22 protein-coding genes and 1 pseudogene are annotated in these 24,499 nt (G+C 38.1%); 2 read left to right on the forward strand and 21 right to left on the reverse strand.

Translation table 11 applies throughout. The features are described from left to right. Positions 1-2: 2 nt before the first annotated feature. The 13 genes from OR571_RS15075 to OR571_RS15130 form a co-directional block, all read right to left on the reverse strand. Positions 3-698: a DUF421 domain-containing protein gene (locus OR571_RS15075; protein WP_481900397.1), complete on the reverse strand. Its 696-nt coding sequence runs from the start codon at positions 696-698 to the stop codon at positions 3-5. A 294-nt stretch (positions 699-992) separates the two neighbouring features. Then, a complete protein-coding gene (locus tag OR571_RS15080; RefSeq protein WP_282243884.1) occupies positions 993-2,450 on the reverse strand; it encodes a GntP family permease in 1,458 nt (485 codons plus the stop codon). A gap of 16 nt (positions 2,451-2,466) precedes the next feature. Further along, on the reverse strand, positions 2,467-2,907 hold the full coding sequence (locus tag OR571_RS15085; protein ID WP_282243885.1) for a MaoC/PaaZ C-terminal domain-containing protein: 441 nt from the start codon (positions 2,905-2,907) through the stop codon (positions 2,467-2,469). A gap of 152 nt (positions 2,908-3,059) precedes the next feature. Further along, complete coding sequence (locus OR571_RS15090; RefSeq protein ID WP_282243886.1) at positions 3,060-4,598, reverse strand: acyl-CoA carboxylase subunit beta; 1,539 nt, start codon at positions 4,596-4,598, stop codon at positions 3,060-3,062. 12 nt (positions 4,599-4,610) lie between these two features. Continuing rightward, positions 4,611-5,405 (reverse strand): enoyl-CoA hydratase, encoded by a 795-nt coding sequence (locus OR571_RS15095; protein WP_282243887.1) that lies wholly within the window; start codon positions 5,403-5,405, stop codon positions 4,611-4,613. Beyond that, on the reverse strand, positions 5,398-6,318 hold the full coding sequence (locus tag OR571_RS15100) for a hydroxymethylglutaryl-CoA lyase (RefSeq protein ID WP_282243888.1): 921 nt from the start codon (positions 6,316-6,318) through the stop codon (positions 5,398-5,400). Before OR571_RS15100 ends, OR571_RS15095 begins: the two co-directional genes overlap by 8 nt. Before the next feature lie 12 nt (positions 6,319-6,330). Continuing rightward, on the reverse strand, positions 6,331-6,543 hold the full coding sequence (locus OR571_RS15105) for an acetyl-CoA carboxylase biotin carboxyl carrier protein subunit (RefSeq protein WP_282243889.1): 213 nt from the start codon (positions 6,541-6,543) through the stop codon (positions 6,331-6,333). Positions 6,544-6,556: 13 nt separating this feature from the next. After that, complete coding sequence (locus tag OR571_RS15110) at positions 6,557-7,912, reverse strand: acetyl-CoA carboxylase biotin carboxylase subunit (RefSeq protein WP_282243890.1); 1,356 nt, start codon at positions 7,910-7,912, stop codon at positions 6,557-6,559. A 39-nt stretch (positions 7,913-7,951) separates the two neighbouring features. Then, the gene (locus tag OR571_RS15115) at positions 7,952-8,743 is read right to left on the reverse strand and encodes an enoyl-CoA hydratase (protein WP_282243891.1); all 792 of its coding nucleotides are present in this window, start codon (positions 8,741-8,743) and stop codon (positions 7,952-7,954) included. 16 nt (positions 8,744-8,759) lie between these two features. Continuing rightward, positions 8,760-10,316 carry an acyl-CoA synthetase gene (locus tag OR571_RS15120; RefSeq protein ID WP_282243892.1) on the reverse strand — a complete coding sequence of 519 codons (1,557 nt, stop codon included), beginning with the start codon at positions 10,314-10,316 and terminating at the stop codon, positions 8,760-8,762. A 226-nt stretch (positions 10,317-10,542) separates the two neighbouring features. Beyond that, positions 10,543-10,881: an AAA-type ATPase lid domain-containing protein gene (locus OR571_RS22800; RefSeq protein WP_481900404.1), complete on the reverse strand. Its 339-nt coding sequence runs from the start codon at positions 10,879-10,881 to the stop codon at positions 10,543-10,545. Next, the gene (locus tag OR571_RS15125) at positions 10,833-11,903 is read right to left on the reverse strand and encodes a sigma-54 interaction domain-containing protein (RefSeq protein WP_348775049.1); all 1,071 of its coding nucleotides are present in this window, start codon (positions 11,901-11,903) and stop codon (positions 10,833-10,835) included. Before OR571_RS15125 ends, OR571_RS22800 begins: the two co-directional genes overlap by 49 nt. A 947-nt stretch (positions 11,904-12,850) precedes the next feature. Further along, positions 12,851-13,357: a YehS family protein gene (locus OR571_RS15130; RefSeq protein ID WP_282243893.1), complete on the reverse strand. Its 507-nt coding sequence runs from the start codon at positions 13,355-13,357 to the stop codon at positions 12,851-12,853. Positions 13,358-13,599: 242 nt separating this feature from the next. Between OR571_RS15130 and OR571_RS15135 the strand changes: the two are divergent. Next, a pseudogene (locus OR571_RS15135) lies at positions 13,600-14,093 on the forward strand (L,D-transpeptidase family protein). Between the two features lie 65 nt (positions 14,094-14,158). Here OR571_RS15135 and phoU read toward each other — a convergent pair. From phoU to OR571_RS15175, 8 genes are all read right to left on the reverse strand, one after another. Then, positions 14,159-14,818, reverse strand: coding sequence for a phosphate signaling complex protein PhoU (gene phoU / locus OR571_RS15140; protein WP_282243894.1), 660 nt, complete (start codon positions 14,816-14,818; stop codon positions 14,159-14,161). A 12-nt stretch (positions 14,819-14,830) separates the two neighbouring features. Continuing rightward, on the reverse strand, positions 14,831-15,601 hold the full coding sequence (gene pstB, locus OR571_RS15145) for a phosphate ABC transporter ATP-binding protein PstB (protein WP_282243895.1): 771 nt from the start codon (positions 15,599-15,601) through the stop codon (positions 14,831-14,833). Between the two features lie 83 nt (positions 15,602-15,684). Then, complete coding sequence (pstA, locus tag OR571_RS15150) at positions 15,685-16,512, reverse strand: phosphate ABC transporter permease PstA (RefSeq protein WP_282243896.1); 828 nt, start codon at positions 16,510-16,512, stop codon at positions 15,685-15,687. 1 nt (position 16,513) lies between these two features. Continuing rightward, positions 16,514-17,428 (reverse strand): phosphate ABC transporter permease subunit PstC, encoded by a 915-nt coding sequence (pstC, locus tag OR571_RS15155; RefSeq protein WP_229677455.1) that lies wholly within the window; start codon positions 17,426-17,428, stop codon positions 16,514-16,516. A 57-nt stretch (positions 17,429-17,485) separates the two neighbouring features. Next, positions 17,486-18,328 carry a phosphate ABC transporter substrate-binding protein gene (locus OR571_RS15160; protein ID WP_282243897.1) on the reverse strand — a complete coding sequence of 281 codons (843 nt, stop codon included), beginning with the start codon at positions 18,326-18,328 and terminating at the stop codon, positions 17,486-17,488. A 1,012-nt stretch (positions 18,329-19,340) separates the two neighbouring features. After that, positions 19,341-21,698 carry a polyprenyl synthetase family protein gene (locus OR571_RS15165; protein WP_282243898.1) on the reverse strand — a complete coding sequence of 786 codons (2,358 nt, stop codon included), beginning with the start codon at positions 21,696-21,698 and terminating at the stop codon, positions 19,341-19,343. A 166-nt stretch (positions 21,699-21,864) separates the two neighbouring features. Beyond that, the gene (locus OR571_RS15170) at positions 21,865-22,926 is read right to left on the reverse strand and encodes an LLM class flavin-dependent oxidoreductase (RefSeq protein WP_282243899.1); all 1,062 of its coding nucleotides are present in this window, start codon (positions 22,924-22,926) and stop codon (positions 21,865-21,867) included. Positions 22,927-22,949: 23 nt separating this feature from the next. Then, positions 22,950-23,540, reverse strand: coding sequence for a TetR/AcrR family transcriptional regulator (locus OR571_RS15175; protein WP_282243900.1), 591 nt, complete (start codon positions 23,538-23,540; stop codon positions 22,950-22,952). Positions 23,541-23,694: 154 nt separating this feature from the next. On the opposite strand from OR571_RS15175, the gene OR571_RS15180 reads away from it, so the two are divergent. Next, a complete protein-coding gene (locus OR571_RS15180) occupies positions 23,695-24,465 on the forward strand; it encodes an SDR family NAD(P)-dependent oxidoreductase (RefSeq protein ID WP_282243901.1) in 771 nt (256 codons plus the stop codon). Positions 24,466-24,499 lie beyond the last annotated feature (34 nt).

The following is a 24,499-nucleotide window of genomic DNA, read 5'->3' on the forward strand; positions in this document are numbered from 1 at the left end:
TTTCATTTTCTATCTAAATGAGAAGGCGTATCGCGAAGAAGTTGGACAAAAAGCCCATCTCCTTCTAACCATTCAGCGATGAGAATATCTTTATCGCTTGTAATCCCTTTCGCATGAAGCTGATCGGTTAGCCATGCCTCGTCAAAACCTAAGTCTTCTATTTCATCCCATAAAACTTTGCCATCTCTTATTAAGGTTACCGGCGCATAAACTGTTTTAGAAACTAGATTAAGATCCTCTTGAGTTGTTTTTTGATACTTGGATTTCTTTAAAATGCTTAACGATCCATTTGCTTCTAAATAACAATATGCGACCTCTCGAATAGAAAAGGTTTCACTTTGTCTAAGTAAGCTTTGAAGCTGATTCAAATTCATTCGGTTTTTCTTTAATTGTTCTCGGTCCACCACGCCATTTTTGATCAATGCGGATGGTTTCCCTTCAAAGATTCCACGTATAGCTAAAAACTTTTGTCCAAGAAATTCAACGATGAAAAGTAAAATACTCCATAATGCCATCGTATAGATAATATAAAATAACCCTTCATCATTATGATACAATCCATTTCCAAGTAATTCACCTAATACTATCGCAGCAATGAATGTAAAAGGGCTTATTTGTTTAATAATTTTCTTCCCTACAAACTTAACAATTAAAAAAAGAAGAAAAAAACCGACAATCAATTCTATAGTAATATTCATAATGTGCACTTACTTACAACCCCGTTCCACCTATTCTCCTATCAGTTATCTCCCAATGCCTGAAGATATAAAACTCCACTGAAGAAACTTGATGTTACTGGATTGTTCGTCACAATTTCACTTCCATAAAATTACTATTACAACTAAACCGATGATTTTTACAACTAAAAGCTCCATTTTTCTAACCAACTCTTCCATTATTCCAACTAAGCCCTCTAGTTTTCCAACTAAAAATTTCAGAAAAAAATAACCACCATTCCCTTAAGGATTGGCGGCTATTTCTAAATTTGATTCTTAAACAAGTCCAGTCAATAAATACACACCAATGACAAAGAAACAAGCTACTGTCTTAATAATCGTAATAGCAAAGATATCTTTATATGATTGGCGATGAGTGAGTCCACAAACCATTAGTAATGTAAGAACTGCTCCATTATGTGGTAAAGTATCCATCCCACCCGCTGCCATCGCAATAACACGGTGCATAACTTCTAAAGGAATACCGGCAGCATTTGCGGCCTCCACATACTTTTCCGCCATAATACCTAGCGAAATAGTTATCCCACCGGAACCAGATCCCGTCATCCCGGCAAGTGCATTTGTAAGCACAGCACCGTTGACTAGTGGATGCGTAAAGGTGTTAGCTAAGAAATTCTGAACGACAGCAAAGCCTGGCAAAGCTGCAATAACTCCTCCGAAACCAAACTCTGAAGCTGTATTCATAGTAGCAAGCAAAGCACCACTTATGCCGACACTTAAACTATCCTTGAAACTCAATTTTACTGCTTGGAAGTTCAAAGCAATTGCCGTAAAAATACCTACGAGAAGTGCAAGTTCCACTGACCAAAGTGAAAGCTGCTGATTCATATTAACGGTTCCGTATTGTTCTAGATTAATATTGGCAAAATCGAACCCATCTGCATACCATTTCGGAATATAAGTAGTAAATAGTTTGTTCATTACTCCAACTAGTATAAGTGGAAGAAACGCTAACCAATCTTTCACATCTATTTTAGCGTTTAGCATAGTAGTGCTAGGAGCAATCATCGCTTCGCTCGTAGCAGCCATTTCGCCAGCAGCCGGCGACTCACTAATCGCATTTTTCCCTATACCATAATAACCTTCACCATTCTTCGCTGCTTTTCGGCGACGGCTCTCTAGGTACAGCATACCTACTACAAAAATAAATAATGCACCGACTAAACCAAGATATTTTGCTGCATAGACACTTGTATTAAAAAAAGTAGTTGGAATAACATTTTGAATCTGTGGCGATCCAGGAATCGCATCCATCGAAAAAGTAAAAGCACTAAATGCAATGGTAGCCGGAATCAGTCGTTTCGGAATATTCGCTTCACGGAACAACTGATTAGCAAACGGATAAATCGCAAATACGGCTACGAATAAACTTACTCCGCTATAAGTTAAAATAACTCCCAATAACACGACAGTAAGAATGGCTTGTCTAACACCGATAAATCGAATAATTACTTTTGCAATTCTTGCTGCAATCCCAGACATCTCAATTACTTTACCGAAAATCGCTCCAAGTAAAAAAACAGGAAAATAAGATTTTATGAAGCCAACCATTTTTTCCATAAATATATTAGAAAAGAATGGCAAGACATGGCTCGGATCTGTCAAAAATACAGCGAGTAAAGCACATATCGGAGCAATGATAATAACGGAAAATCCTCGATAAGCTAAAAACATAAGTAGTCCTAGTGCTAATAGTATAATAATTAGATCCATAAATGTTCTCCCTTATTTAGTCTAAAGTTTTTTGATTCACTAAGAGCTTCATTTCAAAAACTGCCACTATCTCATCCGTTTGTTTCCTAACTTCTTGTAATACCGTTACAACCCCTTGGTTCGATCCTTTACTCTTCAAATCAATTACTTTCCCTGTGAGATGAATAGTATCTCCAATGAAAGTCGGAGCTGTAAATCTTACCTTATCCATTCCATAAAATGCCACAACAACCCCTGGTTCAAAATGTACCAATCCGGTCGTAATAGAAAGTACTAACATTCCATGAGCAATTCGTTGTTTATATTGAGTTTCTTTCGCATACTCAATATTCGTATGAAGAGGAAACCAATCCCCACTTAAAGCGGAGAACATAACGATATCGGATTCCGTTATCGTTCTTCCTTTCGACTCCCAAACATCCCCAAGTTGATACTTTTCAAAGTATTTATCGAACATTTCTACATCCCCTTTGCTTATAAATACTACTTGAATAATTATGCCTCAGCGGAGTTGCGTCCAGATTTGAATTGAACCTGTGCAATTCAAAATCTGTGTCATCCGCTGGAGGCTAACATGGCTCAGCAGAATGTTTTATCTGCTGGTCCAAGTTAAACTGGATACACCCCGTGCTTGCGATCAGTGAAAACTAAATACTTAGACATGTAAACATCTAAACGTGATGCAAGTTCTTCACGTAAACGATTCGGCTCGACCACATCGTCAATGATTAAATCAGATGCTAGACGATAAATATCAATGTCCTCGCGATATTCTTCACGCTTTTCAGCAATGAAAGCAGCTCTCTCTTCTTCTGGAAGAGAAGCAATTTTGTTTGCATATACTGCGTTTACTGCAGCTTCTGGTCCCATTACCGCAATGGAAGCTGTTGGAAGTGCAATACAGCAATCTGGTTCAAATGCTGGACCTGCCATTGCATACAACCCAGCACCATAAGCTTTGCGTACGATTACTGTCATTTTAGGAACAGTCGCTTCACTCATTGCCGAAATCATTTTAGCACCATGTCTAATGATCCCTGCTCTTTCTACATTCGTTCCAATCATGAAGCCCGGTACGTCTGCAAGGAATAGTAGTGGAATATGATAAGCGTCACAAAGATTAATGAATTTCGCTGCTTTATCCGCACTATCATGGAATAGTACCCCACCTTTAACGCGTGGTTGATTCGCAATAATTCCGACTGGTTGTCCGTTAATTCGTCCAAGACAAGTGATCAGTTCAGGGGCAAAAAGCTTCTTAATTTCACACATAGAATCTTCGTCGATAAGACGTTCGATCAGTTGATACATATCAAATGGCGCATTTTGGTTTTTCGGTATTAACTGCTCAATGCTTTTTTCAAAGAAAGCTGGTTCTTTCGCTTCTGCTTTAGCTGGTTTTTCCGTATAGTTTTCCGGAAAATACGTTAAATATTTGCGAGCGTACGCGATCGCTTCTTCTTCATTTGGAACGAGGACGTCTCCACATCCAGAAACGGAACAATGCATTTTCGCGCCGCCCATTTCTTCAAGAGACACTTTTTCACCGATAACCATTTCTGCCATACGAGGTGAGCCTAAATACATGGAAGCATTGCCATCCACCATTACAACGACGTCACAGAATGCAGGAATATATGCTCCGCCAGCCGCCGATGGTCCAAATAGAAGACAAATTTGTGGAACTTTACCTGACATTTTAACTTGGTTATAGAAAATTCGTCCCGCTCCTCTACGACCAGGGAACATTTCTAATTGATCTGTTATGCGAGCACCAGCAGAGTCAACAAGATACAACATTGGACAGCGTAGCTTTTCAGCTGTTTCTTGAATGCGGATAATTTTTTCTACAGTACGTTGTCCCCAAGAACCTGCTTTAATAGTAGAATCATTAGCCATCACACAAACCGTACGACCATGAATTTTACCAATACCAGTAACTACTCCATCAGCTGGAAGATCTCCTGCCAGTAAATTCGCAAACATTCCATCTTCTGCTTTTAAGCCATCGTCAAACAGCAAATTCAATCTATCACGAACAAACATTTTCGCCTGCTCTTGATTTTTCTTATGATATTTTTCCTGTCCACCTTGCAAGATGGCATCTTTTTTGATCTGATAATCTGTTTGTGAAACTGTCGACGTCATGTTGTTTCCTCCTTATTTGCCCGTATATTGTGGTGCGCGTTTTTCCGCAAATGCACGTAAGCCTTCTAATCTATCTTCCGTGGGCAGTAATTCGTTGTATGCAAGTTCTTCTATTTTCAGCCCTGTGTTTAGGTCTACTTCAATTCCATTATTAATGGCCGCTTTTGCTTGAATTAATGCAAGTGGGGCATTTTTCGCCATCGATGTAGCTATTTCGAGCGCTTTGTCTAGTAAATTTTCACGAGGGACTACATATTCTATTATCCCAAGTGCTTCTGCTTCCTCAGCTGTCAGTCGCTTGGCGCTATAAATGAGTTCTTTTGCCTTTCCAAGACCGATTAAACGAGGTAAACGCTGTGTTCCTCCTGCTCCAGGAATAATACCTAAGGAAGTTTCCGTTAAGCCTACTTTTGTTTCTAGGGCTCCAATACGGATATCACATGCCAAAGCTAATTCAAGCCCACCTCCAAACGCTACTCCATTTAGAGCAGCGATAACCGGTTGTGGAAGTGCAGCAACTTCGTTTACAACAGCTCCTATAGATCGAACAGCTTGTCTAACTTCATTTTCTGACATTGTCTTTCGCTCTTTTAAATCAGCACCTGCGCAAAAAGCTTTTTCTCCGGCACCGGTTAAAATGATCACACGGACTTCCCGATTATTTCTTAACTCAATAGCAACCGTTTTCAAATCATGAAGCATCTGCTTTGATAAAGCATTTGCTGCATCTGTTCTATTTAAAGTGATAATTGCTATTCCATCGCTGCGCTTTTCTACTTGTACATTAGTTAATACGTTTTCAACCATTGTAAACAGCCCCTTCTTCCGCATTCAAAATATCCATTTGGCGACTATTCAGCTTTTGCCCTCTTACTTTTTCAATAAGCTTGGCAGATTTCATTACCGCATTTATATCGATACCAGTTTCAATTCCCATCTCATGGAGCATATACAATAAATCCTCGGTCGCCACATTTCCAGATGCTCCTTTGGCGTAAGGACAGCCTCCTAATCCACCAAGCGCACTATCAAAGATAGTGATTCCCATTTCAAGTGATTTCACAATATTTGCAAGAGCAGTCCCTCTTGTATCATGGAAATGCATAGCTAACTTGCTAGCTTCAAAATGTGGTAGTAGTTCCTCTAGCAAACGTTCTACTTGATTTGGGACGCCAACGCCGATTGTGTCACCCAACGATAATTCATCTATTCCCATGGAAAATAAATGATCGCTCACTTTTCTTACTTGTGATGTCGCAATTGGCCCTTCATACGGACATGCAATCACAGTAGATATATAACCTCTTACCGTTTTTCCAGCTGCTTTCGCTTCCTTAACAACTTCACTTAAAATCGGGTATGTTTCTTCTATTGATTTATTAATATTATTTTTATTATGCGCTTCACTTGCTGACATGAAGACGCTCACTTCATCTACATTTGCTTCTAATGCACGCTCAAGTCCTCTTAAGTTAGGAACAAGGGCCGCATAAGTGACCCCTTTTTCCCGCTGAATTTTCCCAAGTACTTCCGATGCGTCTGCTAACTGCGGAATCCATTTCGGATGGACAAAAGAGCTCACTTCAATATAGGACAGACCCGTTTTAGATAGTGAGTCAATCCAAGTAATTTTATCTTCTGTTGAAATAGTTTGTTTTTCATTTTGTAACCCGTCTCTTGGTCCAACTTCTTTTATCTTTACACTTTTTGGCAGTTTCAAAGATTTAACCTCCTATTCAACCTCGAGTAATACATCGTCATCATTAACGAAATCGCCTTCATTAATATGAATTTTCTTTACAACGCCAGTTGTCTCAGCTGCAATCGGAATTTCCATTTTCATTGATTCAAGAATTACTACATCTTGCCCTTCTTTTACTTCTTCCCCTTCTGCCACTAATACTTTCCATACACTACCTGCCATACTTGCTACGATGTTTGTCATATTCATTTCCTCCTTAGTTGGTTGCTTTTTCAGCTAAATAATATTTATTTACAAAATCAGTTGTTGTATAACCGCTTAAAAATTGTTCGTGGCTGACTGTTTCGATAAGCATTGGGATATTCGTTTTAATACCTTCTACTTTGTAATTCTCAAGTGCTTCTTTCATTCTGGCGCATGCCTCACTACGAGTTTCTCCCCAAGTGATTAGTTTGCCAATCATTGGATCGTAGAATGGCGTCACTTGTGAGCCAGCTTCTATCGCACATTCGTTACGGACACCTTCTCCTTGCGGCAACTGAAACTCTGTTATCTTGCCAGGTGAAGGGAAAAATGTTTTAGGATCTTCTGCATAGATACGCACTTCAATCGCATGTCCTTTTCGCTCGACGTTTTCTCGTTTAATAGACAAACGTTCTCCATACGCTACTTTCAACTGTTGTTCTACTAGGTCGAGTCCCGTGATTTCTTCTGTAACTGGGTGCTCTACTTGTAGTCTTGTATTCATCTCTAAGAAGTAGAAATTTTGCTCACGATCCACTAAAAACTCAATCGTCCCAGCATTGGAATATCCGATATGTTTTGCCGCTTGAACTGCTGCATCGAGCATTTTTTGTCGCGTTTCTTCACTGATAAATGGAGAAGGTGCTTCTTCCACTACTTTTTGGTTTCGACGTTGGATAGAGCATTCTCTTTCCCAAAGTGGAATGACATTTCCATGCGTGTCGGCTAATATTTGTACTTCAATATGGTGAGGTTCTGCGATATATTTTTCTAAGAACATCGTTCCATCGCCGAAAAATGATTCTGCTCGTTTTTTATTTCCTTCGAAAGCTTTTACTAATTCTTCCTCAGAATTAACGAGTTGCATTCCGATTCCCCCGCCTCCAGCAGATGCCTTAAGCATAAGTGGATAGCCGATTTTTTTTCCTGCTTCTTTTGCTTGCTCTTCATTGTCTAAAGCAGTATCAATACCTTCAACAACCGGTACACCAGCTTCTTTCATCATTTTACGTGCCTCGATTTTACTTCCCATGGAAGCGATAATATCCGAGGAAGGTCCGATAAATACAAGCCCCGCCTCTACACATCTACGCGCAAATCCTGCGTTTTCTGATAAAAGTCCGTAGCCTGGATGCACAGCCTCTGCTCCACTTTCTTTTGCGATACGAATAATTTCGTCGATATTCAAATAACTTTGATTGACCGGTGGCTTTCCAACGCAGTACGCTTCATCAGCTTGTCGAACAAACAAAGAGTCAGCATCCGCTTCTGAATAGATGGCAACTGTTTGAATACCAAGGTTTTTACAAGTTCGGATAACTCTTAAAGCAATTTCTCCACGATTGGCAATTAATATTTTAGAAAACATATATCTCGCTCCTTCTTTAAAAAGTCTTTATAAAAACTCTTATTGATCTTGAAAATTAGGTTTCCTTTTTTGAATAAAAGCTTCCACGCCTTCTTGAACATCTTCCGTTTGAAAAACATGACCAAAATAGCTAGCTTCGATAACTAGTCCTTCATTAAGTGGTTGTTCATAACCTTCATCAATCGAATGCTTCGCAAAAGAAACTGGAATGGAGGAATGGTTACAAATTTTACTTGCAATCTCCAGTGCTTTTTCTAACGATTTTCCCTTTGGAACTACATGATTCACTAATCCAATTCTTTCTGCCTCTGCTGCTGATATAGATTCGCCAGTGAAAATCATTTCTTTCGCTCTTGCTTTGCCTATTAAGCGCGGTAGCCTTTGCGTTCCACCAGCCCCCGGAAATAATCCCAATTTAACTTCTGGAAGACCGATTTCTACATGTTCCTCCGCAACGCGGATATCACAGCTTAACGCTAGTTCGCAGCCTCCACCTAGAGCTAGGCCATTAATGGCTACAATAGTCGGGTGAGTTAGCTGTTCTATCTTATTCAGGGGCTCTTGAAGCCAAAGTGACTTTTGCTTCGCTTCTTCAACTCCTTTTCCAATCCATTCTGGAAATCCTTTAATATCCCCGCCTGCTACAAAAGCCTTTTCGCCTGCACCTGTTAAAACTACTACTTTTACTTTTGAATCTTTTTCGATTTCATCCACGGCTGTGTTCAACTGTTCAATAACATCTGCGCTTAAGACATTCACAGGTGGATTGTCGATGACAATTTGTGCAATGTTCTGTTGTAATGACCATGAAACTACTTGAACCTTCTGCATCCTTCCCACCCCCTTCTTATATTTTCACTTCGCTATAATCTTGTCTTAAAACAAATTTTTGTATTTTCCCAGAAGGTGTTCTTGGTAATTCATCGACGAAAATAACTTTTCTAGGCTTTTTATAGCTTGCTAGATTATTCACACAATGATTAATTACGTCCTCTTCTGTTAAGTTCGATCCTTCTTTTTTTACAACCACAGCACAAACAGCTTCGATGAATTTTGCATCCGGTATACCAATGATGGAAACTTCCTTTATCTCTTCATGACGGTATAAAACATCTTCAATTTCAGCGGAGTAAATATTTTCCCCACCACTACGAATCATGTCTTTCTTTCTGCCTGCAATCTTTAAGTAACCTTCTTGATCGAATACGCCTAAATCGCCAGTTTTACACCAACCATTTACAAACGTCTCCATTGTCGCTTCTGGTTTTCTCCAATAACCTACTGAAACAGCAGGACTTTTAATAGCAATTTCCCCTATTTCACCTACTGGTAGTGGAAGACCATCATCATCCAAAATGCTGATCTCGGTTAGTGGCATTGGTTTTCCGACAGTCTGTCCTTTAGTAAAAGCATCCTGTGGATCGAGAGAAGCTGCGATTGGTGTGCCTTCTGTCAATCCATATACTTGAACAACACCAACATTCGGGTATTTCTTCTTTAACTGTTCTAGTGCAGATGGCAATAATGGATCGCCCCCTGTATAAATAGTTTTTAAGTTTTTCAATTGATAGGAATCTAAGTCATCGTAATTCAACATTTCGTAAATCATAAATGGGAATAAGAAACAATCGGTCACATTTTCCTGTTCAATGACCGATAGGATTCTTCCAATTTGGAATCCTTGGCTTTTTGTGATGATCAGTGTTCCACCCATCAAAAGTATTGGAAGCCCTATGTCTTCCATCGCACCTACATGATAAAGGGGGCCTGTCGTCATGCCAATTTCCTGTCCCGTAAACTTCCATTTCAACGATTGCATAGAGGAAAACCAAAGTGTCATGTCATGTGTCCAAATAGCGCCTTTTGGTCTACCAGTTGTACCTGACGTATACATCAGCATGACAGGATCACTCAATTTAATATTATTATCTGGTACTTCATCCACAGCGCCACTTGCCAATAGGCTCCAAGGTTTAGACCAATCCGGAATTATGGCATCCTCATTTTCCAGGCATATGTACTGTTCAACGGAAACATGTGGGCGAACCTCCTCCAGTTCATTTGCCAAATTGGAATGGAAGCATAATATTTTCGTTTCGGAATCCTTTAATGCATATTCCAGTTCTGCACTCGAAAGTCGGAAATTAAGACGAACTGCAATTGCCCCGATTTTCGCAACAGCAAAATATACAGCGAAATATTCTAGGCAATTGTATAGCAGTACGCCAACTCGATCTCCTTTTTGGACTCCTAATTCAAGAAGCTTATTTGCATATGCATTTGATATTGTATGAAGCTCTTTATACGTCCAAGCTTTTCCCATTTCTTCTTGTATTGCTATTTTTTCTTGATGATTGTCATTTAACACATTTGCCATTTTCCTAGTAATAAGTCCAACGTCCAATTAAAGTTCCTCCTTTCGTTTCTCCTCTCTATATAAGCAAGATTCATGCCAAGTTTGAGATTCAAGAACTTTCAAGGCATTACTGTCTATTGAGCAATTTTTTATTATCTATTTTTTCCGAAGTATAGGAAGACCCTTTTTTCCGTTGTTTTAAAATAGTGCCATATTAGGCAAAATAAAAATCCAGAATTGCGGAGACTATTCCGATATTCTGGATTTTCTATACTTAAATAATATTATATTTTTTAATCTTCTCATATATGGTTGAATTGCTAATTCCAAGCGCTTCTGCGGCCATATTTTTATCGAATTTACAGTTCATGAGCATTTTTTCTATTTCTTTTTTTTCCGTTTCTTCTATTATTTCTTTTAACGTTTTCTTTTTGTTTTTTCCCGAATCTCTTTTAATATATTCCGGCAGATCTTCGATTTCCAATATATTCTCGTTTGCTAAATGTACACCTGCATCTATTACATTCTCCAATTCTCTTATGTTTCCAGGCCATTCATATTTGTTTAGAAGAGCGTAGACATCATCATGTATGGAATTGACTCGTTTGCCAATCCGTGCTTTCGATCTTTCAAAAAATGATGGATTAGAAGCGGGATATCCTCTGTTCTTTCCCTTAAAGGAGGACTGACTAATTGAATTGCGTTTATCCTATAATATAGGTCTTCTCGAAATTCCCTATTTTCCATCATTTTTTCTAATGGTCGATTAGTTGCCGCAATTACACGAACATTCACCTTTTTAGGGTGTGCTGCCCCTACAGGTTCGTATTCTCTCTCCTGCAAGACCCTTAGTAATTTGACTTGCATATGCTGGGGCATGTCTCCAATTTCATCTAGAAAAATAGTTCCACCTTCTGCACTTTGAAACTTCCCTACTTTCCCACCCTTTTTAGCACCCGTAAAGGCACCCTCTTCATAGCCGAACAGTTCCGACTCGATTAGATGCTCTGGAATCGACCCGCAATTTACACTAACAAATGGTTTAGTACTACGAGGACTCAGTTGATGAATACTTTGTGCGATTATTTCCTTCCCAGTTCCACTTTCGCCCCTTATCAATACAGAAATATCTCCACCAGCAACTCTTTTCACACGCGCTTTTAACTCATTCATTGCATGCGAGTCCCCGATCAAGTCATGTAAAGAGTATCTTGCCCCATTTCCTTGATCACCGTCGGGTGTATACAAATTATTTCGTGCTAATAAGTCTTTAATATGGCTATTCATTTTCTTCCAATCATCTAAATCTCTAAAAATAATGGTTCCTATTGCACCGATAATTTCTTTGTCATCGAAAATTGGGATACGATTTGTAATGACAAAGCTTCCTCTTAGAAACTGTAAATCTCCCATTTCTGATTTTCCTGTTTGAACAACAAGGTGTAATCTTGTATTTTCAATATAATCAACAATATATCCTCCTATCAAGGTTTCTCTTTTCACTTCCAAAAACTCGCAATACTTGTTGCTAATATATTGTATTTTTCCATTATTATCGATAATGATTGTCCCATAATTTGCATTTTCAAATACGACATCGAGTAATTTATGATTGAACAATTGTCCAGATACCATATTTAGATCCCCTTTCTCCCTTTTATCCCCTATCTTATATGATAACGGAATTTTCAAGAAACAGGTGTTTCATTTTTTATTTGGAGTTATTTAATAGAAAACTGCCAATGTAAATGAATGGTTCGTGCAATATAGGGAAGCTGCGCGGTAGTGAGTTGAATGAAGTGGACGCTTTCCGCGGGCACGGCTTCAATCTCCTCGGAGCTCCGAAAACAATGCTCCTGCGATTACTTGTCGCAAAGACATTGGTCAAACAAAGTTCTACCAATGTCTTTCCTGCGGGGCTTTCAGCTCGTACTGTTCCCGCCGGAGTCGCCACCCCTTCGCTACAATCCAATAGAGTTTGCTATTTACTCCATAAGGAGACACTAAATTTAGTACTAAGTTGCATTTTCTATGGGTGAATACCTTTGATTAGTGGAATAAGATAGACTATCTAGAGATTGTGATCAATTATTGGGAGCTACCATTGCTTGAATGGCTAATAGCAACCTTTCCTATAATTTATCCTGTACATAAAATGATTCTAAATAAGAAACTGCTGGACAGTTGTAAATAAATTAAATAGCATTTTGCATTTGTTTATGGATTAGTCAGCAAGTTCTATTGATTGAAGCGCAAGGCGGCGACACCTGCGGGGACAGGTGAGACCCCGCAGGAGCGTGCGACGAGGAGGCTCACCGCCCGCCCCGCGGTAAGCGTCCGCCTGGAGTGTGGAAATCAATTGCCTTTACAGTATCTCTATACTATGCAGTTTCCCTATACGGTGAAGTATTTCTTTGTGACGATAACAAATTATACACATTATTCCTTCGATGCTCTGAATAAAACAGTGATCTACTATTGTGGAGAGAATGATTTACAAACAACACAAATTTAATAATTTCTTCCATAGAACATAAAAAAACAGGATAAAGATTATTAATCTTACCTGTTTTTCCGCTTGCTTATTCTCGATGTTTCACAGCTAGTCCTCTTAAAAATTTACGTGCAAAATTATCACCGCACACTTTATAATTTCGATGTCCTTCTTTACGTAAAATAGCTCCTAACTCACCCTTTGAAACGACAATGCCACCTTCATCTAATATTTCTATCATATCTTCGGTTGTTAATTGTAACGCTACTTTCAATTTCTTAAGTAGCATGTTATTAGCGCTTCTTTCGGGAGGTGCAGGATTTTCAGGTTGACCAGGTTTTGGGTCTTGTTTACCTCGTTTAAAAGTAATAAAACCATTTAAAAAGGAATCCAACATCTTATGCGTACATTTTATTTGATCATCGGTTTCTTCCACATCTATGTCATCATAGAATTCATCTTTTGATTTTGTCAGTATTTTTGATAGTTCTTCTTTCGATACTTCTATACCACCAAGATTAAAAATCTCCATCATATCTTTGTCTTTTATATCTAAAGCATACCTTAGTCGTATTAATATATCGTTATTATCCATTTAAAAGCCTCCTACTATTATGACCAGCCATCTCATGTTGTGTTACTTGCTGAGTTGTTAGTTAATAAATTATAGCAGAGAAACTGTAAATACAGCTATTAAAACAGCTGAAACATGAATACAGTAATCAGCGGGAAGTTCTTCCTCCTACAGCAACTGACCTCCACCTTCTACAGATAAAGCACTTTTGATAATTAGCATATACTGTATTACTTCAACTAATAATAACGGAGGTGTTTATTCTGATTCATACTGTTCAACTAGGTGAAACACTGAGTCAAATAGCCAGAGACTATCGTACACCTCTATCCAAAATCATTAGTGCTAATCAATCCATAAATCCGAATGTACTTTTAATAGGTCAATCCATTGTTATACCTGGCTATCCAGACCCGAATACGCTTCCATATCGTATAGAGGTTTCCATAAACAATCGTCGACTACGATTACTAAGAGACGGTATTTTACAAAAAGAGTACCCGATTGCTGTTGAAGAATAGTATACAATACACCTGTAGGGGATTTTATCATTATTAATAAAGCGCCTAATCCTGGTGGACCATTCGGTACAATGTGGATGAGTTTATCAAAAGAGCACTACGGGATCCATGGCACCAATGATCCCAGTTCCATTGGTAAAGCAGTCTCACATGGCTGTATTCGCATGCACAATAAAGACGTGGAGGAATTAGCACGTATTATTCCAATAGGAACTCCGGTTTCTATCCGGCCATAATATAAAAAAACTGGAGGAGAAAATGATTCAGCTTCTACTCCAGTTTTTATTCAGTTTCCTAAGTGCTAGGAGTTAAAATCGTATATTTGACCTTTAATCAAATATGCTGTACTTTCAGCGATATTCGTTATATGGTCTGCTGTTCTTTCAAGAAAGCGATTAACAAATAATAATTGTACAAGCTGATTGGTTTCTTCTGGATGGTCACTTAGATAAGTGGTCAGTTTCTTATATGTTTCGCCACTATATTGATCCACTTCCTCCTCTAAGTCACCAACTTCTTTTGCATAGAGGATATTTTCCTCTAAAAAAGATTGTAGTGCTTTTCTAAGCATCTCAATCGATATATCTTTCATCTTCTCTAGATGCGTAATCTCCAATAAAGATGTTGTATTACCAATCTTAATAGTTGCTTTCGCAATGTTCACTGCAAAATCCGCAACTCGTTCAATTTCAGATGAAATTTTTAGGACACCAATAATTTCACGCAAATCTCTTGAAACAGGAGCTTCTTTAGCCATAAGCCATATGGCGAACTGATTAATATCCACTTCTAGATTATCAATAGTCGTATCTCCCTCAATAACTTTTAATGCAATCTCCACGTCTTGTGTTTTTAATGCAGTAAAAGCTCTTTCCAGAGCAACAACTGATAGTTTGCCCATTTCGGTGATTTTGCTTTTTAATTCCTCTAAATTATTCTCGAAGTTTACACGGACTCCCATTTGCTACCTCCATTATCCAAATCGGCCTGTTACATAATCTTCAGTTCGTTGATCTTGTGGTGTAGAGAAAATATTATCGGTATCATCATATTCAATAACCTCTCCATTTAAGAAAAATGCTGTTTTATCGGATACTCTTGCTGCTTGCTGCATGTTATGCGTAACTATAACAATCGTGTAATCTTTTTTCATATTAGTTATTAGTTCTTCTATTTTTAACGTAGAAATTGGGTCTAATGCCGATGTAGGCTCGTCCATTAATATAATATCTGGCTTCATCGCAATAGCACGAGCAATACACACACGTTGCTGCTGTCCGCCTGACAAACCTAGCGCTGATGTTTTAAGACGATCTTGTACTTCATCCCAAATAGCTGCACTGCGTAGACTCTCTTCCACAATTTTATTTAATTCTTTTTTATTTTTTATGCCTTGCATTCTTGGTCCGTAGGCAACATTGTCATAAATACTCATTGGGAATAAATTTGGTTTTTGAAATACCATTCCCACTTTTGTTCGTAGTTTGATCACATCATTCGTTTTATAAATATCTTCGTGGTCAATGATGATATCACCTGTAATTTTCACACCATCTATTAAATCATTCATCCGATTTAATGTGCGTAAAAAAGTCGATTTACCACAACCTGAAGGACCGATTAAAGCAGTTACCTCTTTTTCTAGGATAGCAAGGTCGACTCCAAATAAAGCTTGTTTCTCGCCATAAAATAAATTTAAATCTCTTACATTAATTATCGATGTACCTTCTTTACGTTGCTCCATCTGCTATAATACCTTCCCTACTTGAATTTTTTTGGTCACTAGCACAACATGATCTAAAGACTCAATTATCCTTTAACATACGCTTATTTATTAGTCGCTTTGTTAAATTTTTTCGAGATATACGTTGCTGAAAGATTGATCGCTAAAATTATTACGATTAAGACAATACCAACTGCTGCCGCAAGCTCAATATCCCCAGACTCTTGTGTTACTAAATAAGAATGAACGGTTAGTGTTCTAGCTGATGATAGAATGCTTTCTGGCATAGCTGCTACTGTCCCAGCAGTTAAGAATATTGCAGCTGATTCTCCCACAATTCGACCAACAGAAAGGATAATACCGGATAAGATTCCGGGCATAGAACTCGGTAAAATTACTTTATATAATGTTTGTAGCTTTGTTGTTCCAAGCGCTAAGGAACCTTCACGATAGGAACGTGGCACTGTTTTTAATGCTTCCTCTGTGGTTCGAATGATTACTGGCAATACGATAATCGTTAAGGTTAAGGAAGCTGCTAGTATCGACATTCCTAATTTTAACGTCGTTACAAAGAATACAGCTCCAAACAAACCATAAATGATAGAAGGAATTCCTGTTAAACTTTCTGTTGCAAAGCGTATGAGTCTAACTAATCGTCCTTGTTTAGCATATTCCTGCAAATAAACAGCTGCTAATATCCCTATAGGTGTTGCAATGACTAATGAAATAACGACTGTATATATAGTTGTGATAATCATTGGCCAAATACCACCATCACCAGATGGCGAATAATCTCCAAAGATGAAATCAAAGCTTATCAAACCAATTCCTTTGTAAAAGATAAATCCAACGATCATTACGAGGATGGCAACCGATAAGAATGCTGATAACCATAATAGCGCTCGTAATAAGCTATCTTTGAAATGTCTCATCTTAGTTGCCTCCCTTTGCACTTATTTTTGCTAGCACAAAATTCAAAATTAATATAAATGAGAATAAAACAATTCCTGTTGCAAATAACATTTCTTGGTGTGTACCAAACGCATAACCCATTTCTAATGCGATGTTTGTCGTTAGTGGACGAACACTGTCCGTTAGGCTGGTTGGAACGATTAAACTATTTCCGGCTACTAAGATTACTGCCATTGTTTCCCCTATTGCTCGGCCTAAACCTAATACGATTGCTGTCATAATACCTGATTTGGCTGCTGGTACAATAACTTTAAAGATGGTCCCAATTTGTGATACTCCTAAAGCATACGATCCTTCGCGATATGTTTGGGGTACTGCTCGAATTGCTGTCTCTGCTACAGTCACAATAGTTGGTAACATCATGATCGCTAACACAAGAATCACAGCTATCAAGCTTTGCCCTTTCACTAGACCAAACGTATTTTGTAAAAATGGAACGATGATCGCAAGTCCAAACACACCATATAATACGGATGGGATACCTGCTAGCAATTGAATTGCCGGTGAAATAATTTTGGCTAATCTTTTAGAGGCAATTTCCGCCAAGAAAATAGCTGTAAATAAGCCAATAGGAACGCCAATAATTAATGCTCCAATTGTTGCAAAAATGGATGCAACAATCATTGGGAATATACCGAATTTATCTTCACTCGGTACCCAGTCAGTACCAAATATAAAGTTTATAAAGCTATAGCCCTCAGCTACAAAAGGATGAGCTCCTTTATAAAATACAAATCCAATGATTAACAATAAAGTTATTACGGAGAGAAGTGCACAAATCAAGAAAATCCTTGAAGATAGCTTCTCTAGCATATACTTCCTTTTATTTGCTTTGCCGATTTCTACGGTTTGCTTGTTAGTTGTTGGGATAGACACCTTATACCTCCAAATTTAAGTCAAAAATTATGTTGTTGTCTTCCTTTTAATTGTGTTTTATTTTACTGGGATAGCTCCGGCTTCTTCTGCAATGAGCTGTCCGTCTTCACTTAAGATAAAATCTATAAATCGTTGTCCAGCGTCTGTTAATTGTCCTTCTTTATAGACAAACAAGAAAGGTCTAGATAAGCTGTATTTTTCTTGCAAAACATTTGCTGCATTCGCTTCTACCCCATTGATATCAATGGTTGAAATCGTTTCATCTATATATTCAAATGAAATAAAACCAACAGCATGTTTATTGTTCGCAACGGTTGTTTTAATATTTCCATTCCCACTTGCGATAATGGCGTTTCTTATTAATTCACCCGAGCTATAGTCAACGATTTCTTGAAATGCGTCACGTGAACCTGACCCATCCTCACGCGAGACAACTACGATTTCCATGTCATCTCCACCTAGTTCGCTCCAATTCGTTACTTCACCCGTAAAAATCTGTTTAACTTGCTCCATCGTAAGATTTTTCACTTTATTAGTGGGATGAGTCACGACTACAATGCCATCGTAAGCAATAATAACTTCATTCAAACCACTTGCTATTTCCTCTTCTTTTAAATCCCGAGAGGACATCCCTATTTCCGACACTCCGCTAATTGCATTGGTAATTCCGGCAGAAGAACCAATTTGATTTATCTCAATATTTGTATTATCTGTCTCTGAGTATTTCGCTGCTAATTTCTCAGCTAGTGGCCCTACAGATGTGGATCCTGAAATAGATACTGTAGCACCGCTCCCACCGTCTGACCCTGTTGAACCATTATCCTCATTTGTACATGCTGATAGGATCGTGAGTATAGCAACTATTAATAACGCCATTTTTGTATGTTTCCACTTGATCATTTCATACCTCCAAGAAATAGGTTAAAAACTTTCTATGTCGTTTTTTGTCTAATAGTAGAATAAATGCACAGTGTAAATTTTGTACCTGTTATTTGTAAAGGTTTTGTAAATTTTATTAAAAACAACTTGTTTAATGTTAAATATTTTTAAAATTTTGTGAACGGTAGATATATTAGGATGAGTTTAAATTTTTCAGATATGAATTTCTATTTATTAACAAAAATTTTAACTATTAAGCTCAACAAGAACAAAAGTGCTAAATACGATAAAATGGAATAACACACATTATAGGGAAACTGTGCGGTAGCAAGCTCTATTTAGGTGACCACTAGAATTTTCGCTGCAGGGCGGACGTTTTCCGCGGGCACGACTTCAATCTCCTCGGAGCTCCCGCTCCTGCGGGGCTTTCAGCTCGCGCTGTTCCCGCCGGAGTCGCCGCCCTTTCACTACAATCCAATAGAGTTTGCTATTTTCTCCATAATAAGACACTAAATTTAATACGATGTTGCATTTTCTATGGGTGAATACCTTTGATTAGTGGAATAAGATAGACTATCTAGCGATTGTGATCAATTATTGGGAGCTACCATTGCTTGAATGGCTAATAGCAACTTCCCTATAATTTATACTGTACATAAAATGATTCTAAATATTAAACTACTTGACAGTTGTAAATAAATTAAATAGCTTTTTTGCATTTAATTATGGATTAGTCAGCAAGTTCTATAGATTGAAGCGCAAGGCGGCGATACCTGCGGGATCAGCGGGACAGGTGAGACCCCGTAGGAGCGTGCAACGAGGAGGCTCACCGCCTGGAGCGAAAATCAATTGCCTTTGCCGTATCTCTTTACCGCGCAGTTTACCTATACCTGGATGAAATTAAAGATGCCGTTCCTTATGCTACTTGAAAAAAGTTATCCACCTGTCTAAATCTTCCATAGTTTCCTAACCAATAATAAAAGCTCGAAAATTCAAAGTTGAATTTTCGAGCTTTTAACGTTTTACTTTTCTCTTAATGATCACGATTTATTATATAGTCCAATAAATGTTTTAAGAATGGTACATTACGAGGTACTTCTTGCAAAGCTTCCATAGCTAGACAATAATTTTCCCACATCTCTTTTTCTGCATCTTCCTGCCCCAGTATCGATACGAAAGTAGAATTATTGTTTTCCGCGTCTTGGCCAACTGGTTTTCCGAGTATGCTAGTATCGCCATCTACGTCTAGGAGATCATCCTTTATCTGAAAAGCAATACCTGCATGACGGGCAAATTTTTTAAGAGCATCCATTTCCCCTTCATTTGCCTTTGAAAGAATTGCTGGCATGATCAACGAAGCTTCGAAGCCTATTCCTGTCTTATAAAAGCACATCATATTCAGCTGCTCCTGTGTCAATTGCTTCCCTTTAGATTCTAAGTCCATCGTTTGCCCTCTACACATATTTGCAGTAGTGTTGGCTGAATATTTTATGAGTTTTAGTACAGTACTCGAATCGAACTGTTGGAGAGAGGCTTGCTCCTCTACAGCCTTTTGGGTAAGAAATAGACCAGTTAATTCAGCAACGGCAACGCTTTGCATCTCATGGAGTGTTCGACGTCCTCTACGTGTGGAAGCATTATCCTGGGATGGAAGATCGTCAAATATTAAGGATGCAGTATGCATATATTCTAGTGATTTTAATAATGGCTCGATTGCTGATTTATTTAATCCATAAGCGTTTACACCCATTAACCAAGCTAGTATTGGTCTTAAACGCTTCCCTTCCCCATCTAGACTATAATTTGCACCATCGATAATTTGGTCTTCCATTATAAATATGTTTTCCTTTTTAGGAATATTTAGCATGTCATTTATTTCATGACGTAAGCATTTGATCGTATTTATAAATTCTTCTTTTTCTATTCGTTCATTTTTCAAAATAGTAATCATGTGATCGCGCAGCAGCTTATCGAAGAAATCTACGTCATCTGCTTTTCGGACCATATTTTGAATAAGCTTATTGAATGTAGGGTCTCCACCAGCAAATATCCCCATCACTTCGTTGTATCTTTTAGTCCCTACTCGTTCTTTATAACGTTTTAGTCCATTTATAGCTCGGTCCAATATAACCTCACAAGTCTTTCTATCTGAGTTATACACATTATGAATCAAATTAGAAATAACCGTCCAGTACAGTTCAAATGGATTGATTAGATCCGAACGTGTCTCGTGATATTTCAAATAATAGGTATAGGGAGTTACCGCACCATCCTTCAAATCATCAAACATATCAGCAAAATCATCCGCAAGCTGATTATAAATGCCATAAAAGAATGTTCGGCTATCCAATTCCTTATCTTCAGAAGCACCGATTACTGAACGAACAATTAATCGGGAAGAGGAAGATTTTAATATGACAGGTATATAAAGCTCTTCATTCGTATAATTTGGGTTGGATAAATCCTTTACTCGGTCTACTTCCTGGGAATGAAAAAACACATAGGATTGCTCAAAAAAACCTATTTTTGTCTCTTGTTGCTGATGGGCACTTATAAAGTCAAAGGCATCTCGAAGTTCCGAATGAATATACTTCATTAATTCTATATTGTTCCCAATCCACTTACCAAATTCTGGGACAATCCCAGTTGTAAGAGTGGTACGTATTAAATCCGTATATTGTTTTTCTTCTACATCCGATAATATCTTCGCATCGAGAAGATCATCAATAAATGGATAAGTTAGTCCATATGAGTAGCCAAGCCTAATAGCCTTATCAAGTCTTATAGTACGTTCCTTAGAGCTCGTATCCTCGTTCATCTCTTCTATTTCTTGCATAATTACACCAGCAATTATTTTAATAAGCTTTCTCTGGGCTTGCTCAGCATCCATCCCTTCAGGAATGTTCTCAGATACGGTCTTTAACTTGTTTAGTACCCAAATCAGTCCCGGTTCAACACCTTCTTTTTGGGCAAGGCGATACAGTCCTGCCATACTAAATGCCTTGTTTTTATTTTCTGTAGTAAGGTCAATCTTTAAATTATCTACTATGCTTTTGATTCTGTTTAGTGTATCAGGTGAATCAAGCGATTTGCCTAAATCACGCATAAAAATATAGGAAATGCTTCGATCGAGGTAATTTTCAAGTTTGCCTGTATAATTTAGCCATTGTATATAAGGATGATACTGACGAGGATCAGGTTTTCTTTTTCCACGTGAAAACAAGGAATAATAATGAATATGATTGCGTTTCCACAATCGAATATCTTCTGTTAAAGTTGAGACATAAATCTTTTGCTCCACTTGCTCATAAAGTGATTTAAAATAGTGTTCAGCTTTTTGCTCCGCCTGCCGATAGCAAGTATCAGCATTTATTAATAATTCCTTGATCATTCCACAACACACCTTCACTTTATGTTCTCACTTAACTATCACGAAAAATAGTTGCTAATTAACAATCTATTCTTTTAAGAATCTCAGAATTCCTTTTTTATATATAAAAATGCAAGGCCTGACTCCATTTCAATAGAATCAAGCCCTTATCATTTATTATTTCAACTTAAGACTTTCTTTGCTCTTCTGCTTCCCATCGCTCTATTTCACTTCGAACTAACGGTGCCACTTCTTTCCCAAGAAGTTCGATTGCTTTTAAAACTTCATGATGAGGCATTGATCCTACCGGTACATGAAGCATAAAGCGTGTGATACCCACGTTCTTACGAAGAAAAATAATTTTTTCAGCGACCGTTTGCGCATCTCCTACATATAAAGCTCCTTCTAGGCTACGGGCATTATCAAACGTCGCACGAGTATAAGGACCCCATCCGCGTTCTCTACCTAAAACATTCATAGCAGCTTGGGTCGATGGGAAAAATTTATCTGCTGCACTTTCGGTACTTTCTCCAACGAATCCATGTGAGTGCGACGCAACCGTCAGCTTTGAAACGTCGTGTCCTGCCTGCTCCGCCGCATTCTTATAAAGTTGCACAAGTGGTGCGAACTGAAGTGGACTACCACCTATAATAGCTAGAACTAGCGGTAATCCTAGAACACCCGCACGAACAACAGATTGTGGAGTTCCACCACTAGCAATCCAAACCGGTAGAGGATTCTGTACAGGTCGTGGATACACGCCTCGATTTTGAATCGGCGCTCGATGCTCTCCGCTCCAAGTAATCATTTCTGAATCTCGTATTTTCAACAATAAATCTAGCTTCTCATTGTATAATTCATCATAATCTTTTAAATCATACCCAAACAGAGGAAAAGATTCGATAAAAGAGCCACGTCCAGCCATAATCTCTGCACGACCATTGGAAATCGCATCTAACGTCGCAAATTCTTGGAATACTCGCACTGGATCGTCCGAGGACAAAACTGTTACCGCACTTGTCAATCTAATACGGCTTGTTTGAGATGCTGCTGCAGCTAGTATGACGGCAGGCGCAGAAGCAGCGTAATCTTTCCGATGATGTTCACCCACACCAAATACATCTAATCCAACTTGATCGGCCAATACAATTTCCTCTACTACTTCGCGAATACGTTCGGCATGACTAGATACTTTTCCTGTTTCCACATCTGACGTCGTTTCTACAAATGTTGTAATTCCGATTTCCATATGACTTCTCTCCCTTTTACTTACTAATCTTTCACATAAAAAATATCGGTTCCAGTAATCATCAAAGCAATGATCTGCTCTGCCATATATACTGGGGATTCTTGAAAACCATCTTCAATCCAACGTAAAATAACTGCTGCTACCCCATTGGCTCTATAAACGTACAACCATTTTTGTTCCAATTTAGTCTCTTCAGAAAACTCATATTGATACTCTGCTAAAAATAGCTTTTCAATTTGTTTCGCTAGCTTATACCGAAAATCTAAATGTATATTTTCACTAAGCAACGTATGAAAGAGTTCTTGGTTGTTCTTAAAATAATGAAATAAAGTAATGTTCTCTGCCTTCATTTCTCTCATATTCACTTTATCATGATTCTTATATGGTTTACGAATATGCCGCGTCATTTCTTCTAAAGTATCTTGAATAATCTCATCAAGTAATTCTTCCTTTGAGGCATAATGTGAATAAAATGTTCCTCGATTGTAATTAGCATCTTTTACAATTTCCGAGACAGTAATTTGAAGAAAATCCTTATCCTTTAATAATTTCACTAACGTTTCTTTCAGAGCTGTTTTGGAACGTTGTACACGCTTGTCTACGTATTCATGCATACCTTTTACTCCCAATGATTATTTAAATTTTATCGTACAAATTCAGACAGTTTGTTCAATATTGCACAATGCGATAACTGCTGTTTATTGTTTATTCTATTTTAAGATATACAATGAACTTATAACACAAATATGTATTATAGGAGGAATAAATATGACATTTCCAGTATTAGAAGGTAAAGTTGCTATTATCACAGGTGCTGCAATGGGAATGGGGAAAGCAACTGCTAAATTGTTTGCAGAAGCAAAGGCAAAAGTAGTTGTAGCCGACTTTAACGAAGAAAAAGGTCGCGAAGTTGTAGAAGAGATTAAAGCAAATGGTGGAGAAGCTACCTTCGTTAAAGTAGATATTTCAAACTCTGAATTAGTACAAAATATGATTAAAGAAACAGTTGCAACATATGGACGTTTAGATGTAGCTGTAAACAATGCTGCGCTTACACCAGATGACAAATTAGCCGCTGAGTTTGATGAAGATTACTTCAATAAATTAATTTCAATCGATTTAACTGGTACTGCACTCTGCTTAAAATATGAGTTACAGCAAATGCTTGCACAAGGTGAAGGCGGATCGATTATTAATATTTCATCTGTGAGTGGCTTCCGCCCGCAACCTAAAAACATTGCATACGTTGCAGCGAAACATGCAGTTGTTGGTATGACGAAAGTAGCTGCAATGGAAAATGGTCCACATAAGATTCGTGTTAACTCTGTTGCTCCAGGCGCAATTGATACACCAATGCTTCGAGGAGCATTAGAACAATTTGGTTTTACGGAAGAAGATTATGCTCCACAACTTAGCTTATTAAATCGTTTTGGACAACCAGAGGAAATTGCGCAAGCGTCTCTATGGTTAGCTTCCGATGCATCCAGTTATGTGACAGGTACTACTATTCACGCAGATGCAGGATATACATCTCGCTAATAATACAGTATTAAATGAGAGTAACCCCGATTGT

This window comes from Psychrobacillus sp. NEAU-3TGS (assembly GCF_029955155.1).
In the GTDB taxonomy this organism is placed as follows: domain Bacteria; phylum Bacillota; class Bacilli; order Bacillales_A; family Planococcaceae; genus Psychrobacillus.

Coding starts and splice junctions, on each gene's coding strand:
- OR571_RS15170 (WP_282243899.1), bottom strand. CDS start 22,926: ATGGAAATCGGAATTACAACATTTGTAGAAACGACGTCAGATGTGGAA.
- OR571_RS15090 (WP_282243886.1), bottom strand. CDS start 4,598: ATGACGTCGACAGTTTCACAAACAGATTATCAGATCAAAAAAGATGCC.
- OR571_RS15165 (WP_282243898.1), bottom strand. CDS start 21,698: ATGATCAAGGAATTATTAATAAATGCTGATACTTGCTATCGGCAGGCG.
- OR571_RS15110 (WP_282243890.1), bottom strand. CDS start 7,912: ATGTTTTCTAAAATATTAATTGCCAATCGTGGAGAAATTGCTTTAAGA.
- OR571_RS15180 (WP_282243901.1), top strand. CDS start 23,695: ATGACATTTCCAGTATTAGAAGGTAAAGTTGCTATTATCACAGGTGCT.
- OR571_RS15160 (WP_282243897.1), bottom strand. CDS start 18,328: ATGATCAAGTGGAAACATACAAAAATGGCGTTATTAATAGTTGCTATA.
- OR571_RS15080 (WP_282243884.1), bottom strand. CDS start 2,450: ATGGATCTAATTATTATACTATTAGCACTAGGACTACTTATGTTTTTA.
- pstB (WP_282243895.1), bottom strand. CDS start 15,601: ATGGAGCAACGTAAAGAAGGTACATCGATAATTAATGTAAGAGATTTA.
- OR571_RS15115 (WP_282243891.1), bottom strand. CDS start 8,743: ATGCAGAAGGTTCAAGTAGTTTCATGGTCATTACAACAGAACATTGCA.
- OR571_RS15075 (WP_481900397.1), bottom strand. CDS start 698: ATGAATATTACTATAGAATTGATTGTCGGTTTTTTTCTTCTTTTTTTA.
- pstA (WP_282243896.1), bottom strand. CDS start 16,512: ATGAGACATTTCAAAGATAGCTTATTACGAGCGCTATTATGGTTATCA.
- OR571_RS15175 (WP_282243900.1), bottom strand. CDS start 23,540: ATGCATGAATACGTAGACAAGCGTGTACAACGTTCCAAAACAGCTCTG.
- OR571_RS15085 (WP_282243885.1), bottom strand. CDS start 2,907: ATGTTCGATAAATACTTTGAAAAGTATCAACTTGGGGATGTTTGGGAG.
- OR571_RS15125 (WP_348775049.1), bottom strand. CDS start 11,903: ATGGTATCTGGACAATTGTTCAATCATAAATTACTCGATGTCGTATTT.
- OR571_RS15095 (WP_282243887.1), bottom strand. CDS start 5,405: ATGGTTGAAAACGTATTAACTAATGTACAAGTAGAAAAGCGCAGCGAT.
- OR571_RS15130 (WP_282243893.1), bottom strand. CDS start 13,357: ATGGATAATAACGATATATTAATACGACTAAGGTATGCTTTAGATATA.
- OR571_RS15105 (WP_282243889.1), bottom strand. CDS start 6,543: ATGACAAACATCGTAGCAAGTATGGCAGGTAGTGTATGGAAAGTATTA.
- phoU (WP_282243894.1), bottom strand. CDS start 14,818: ATGGGAGTCCGTGTAAACTTCGAGAATAATTTAGAGGAATTAAAAAGC.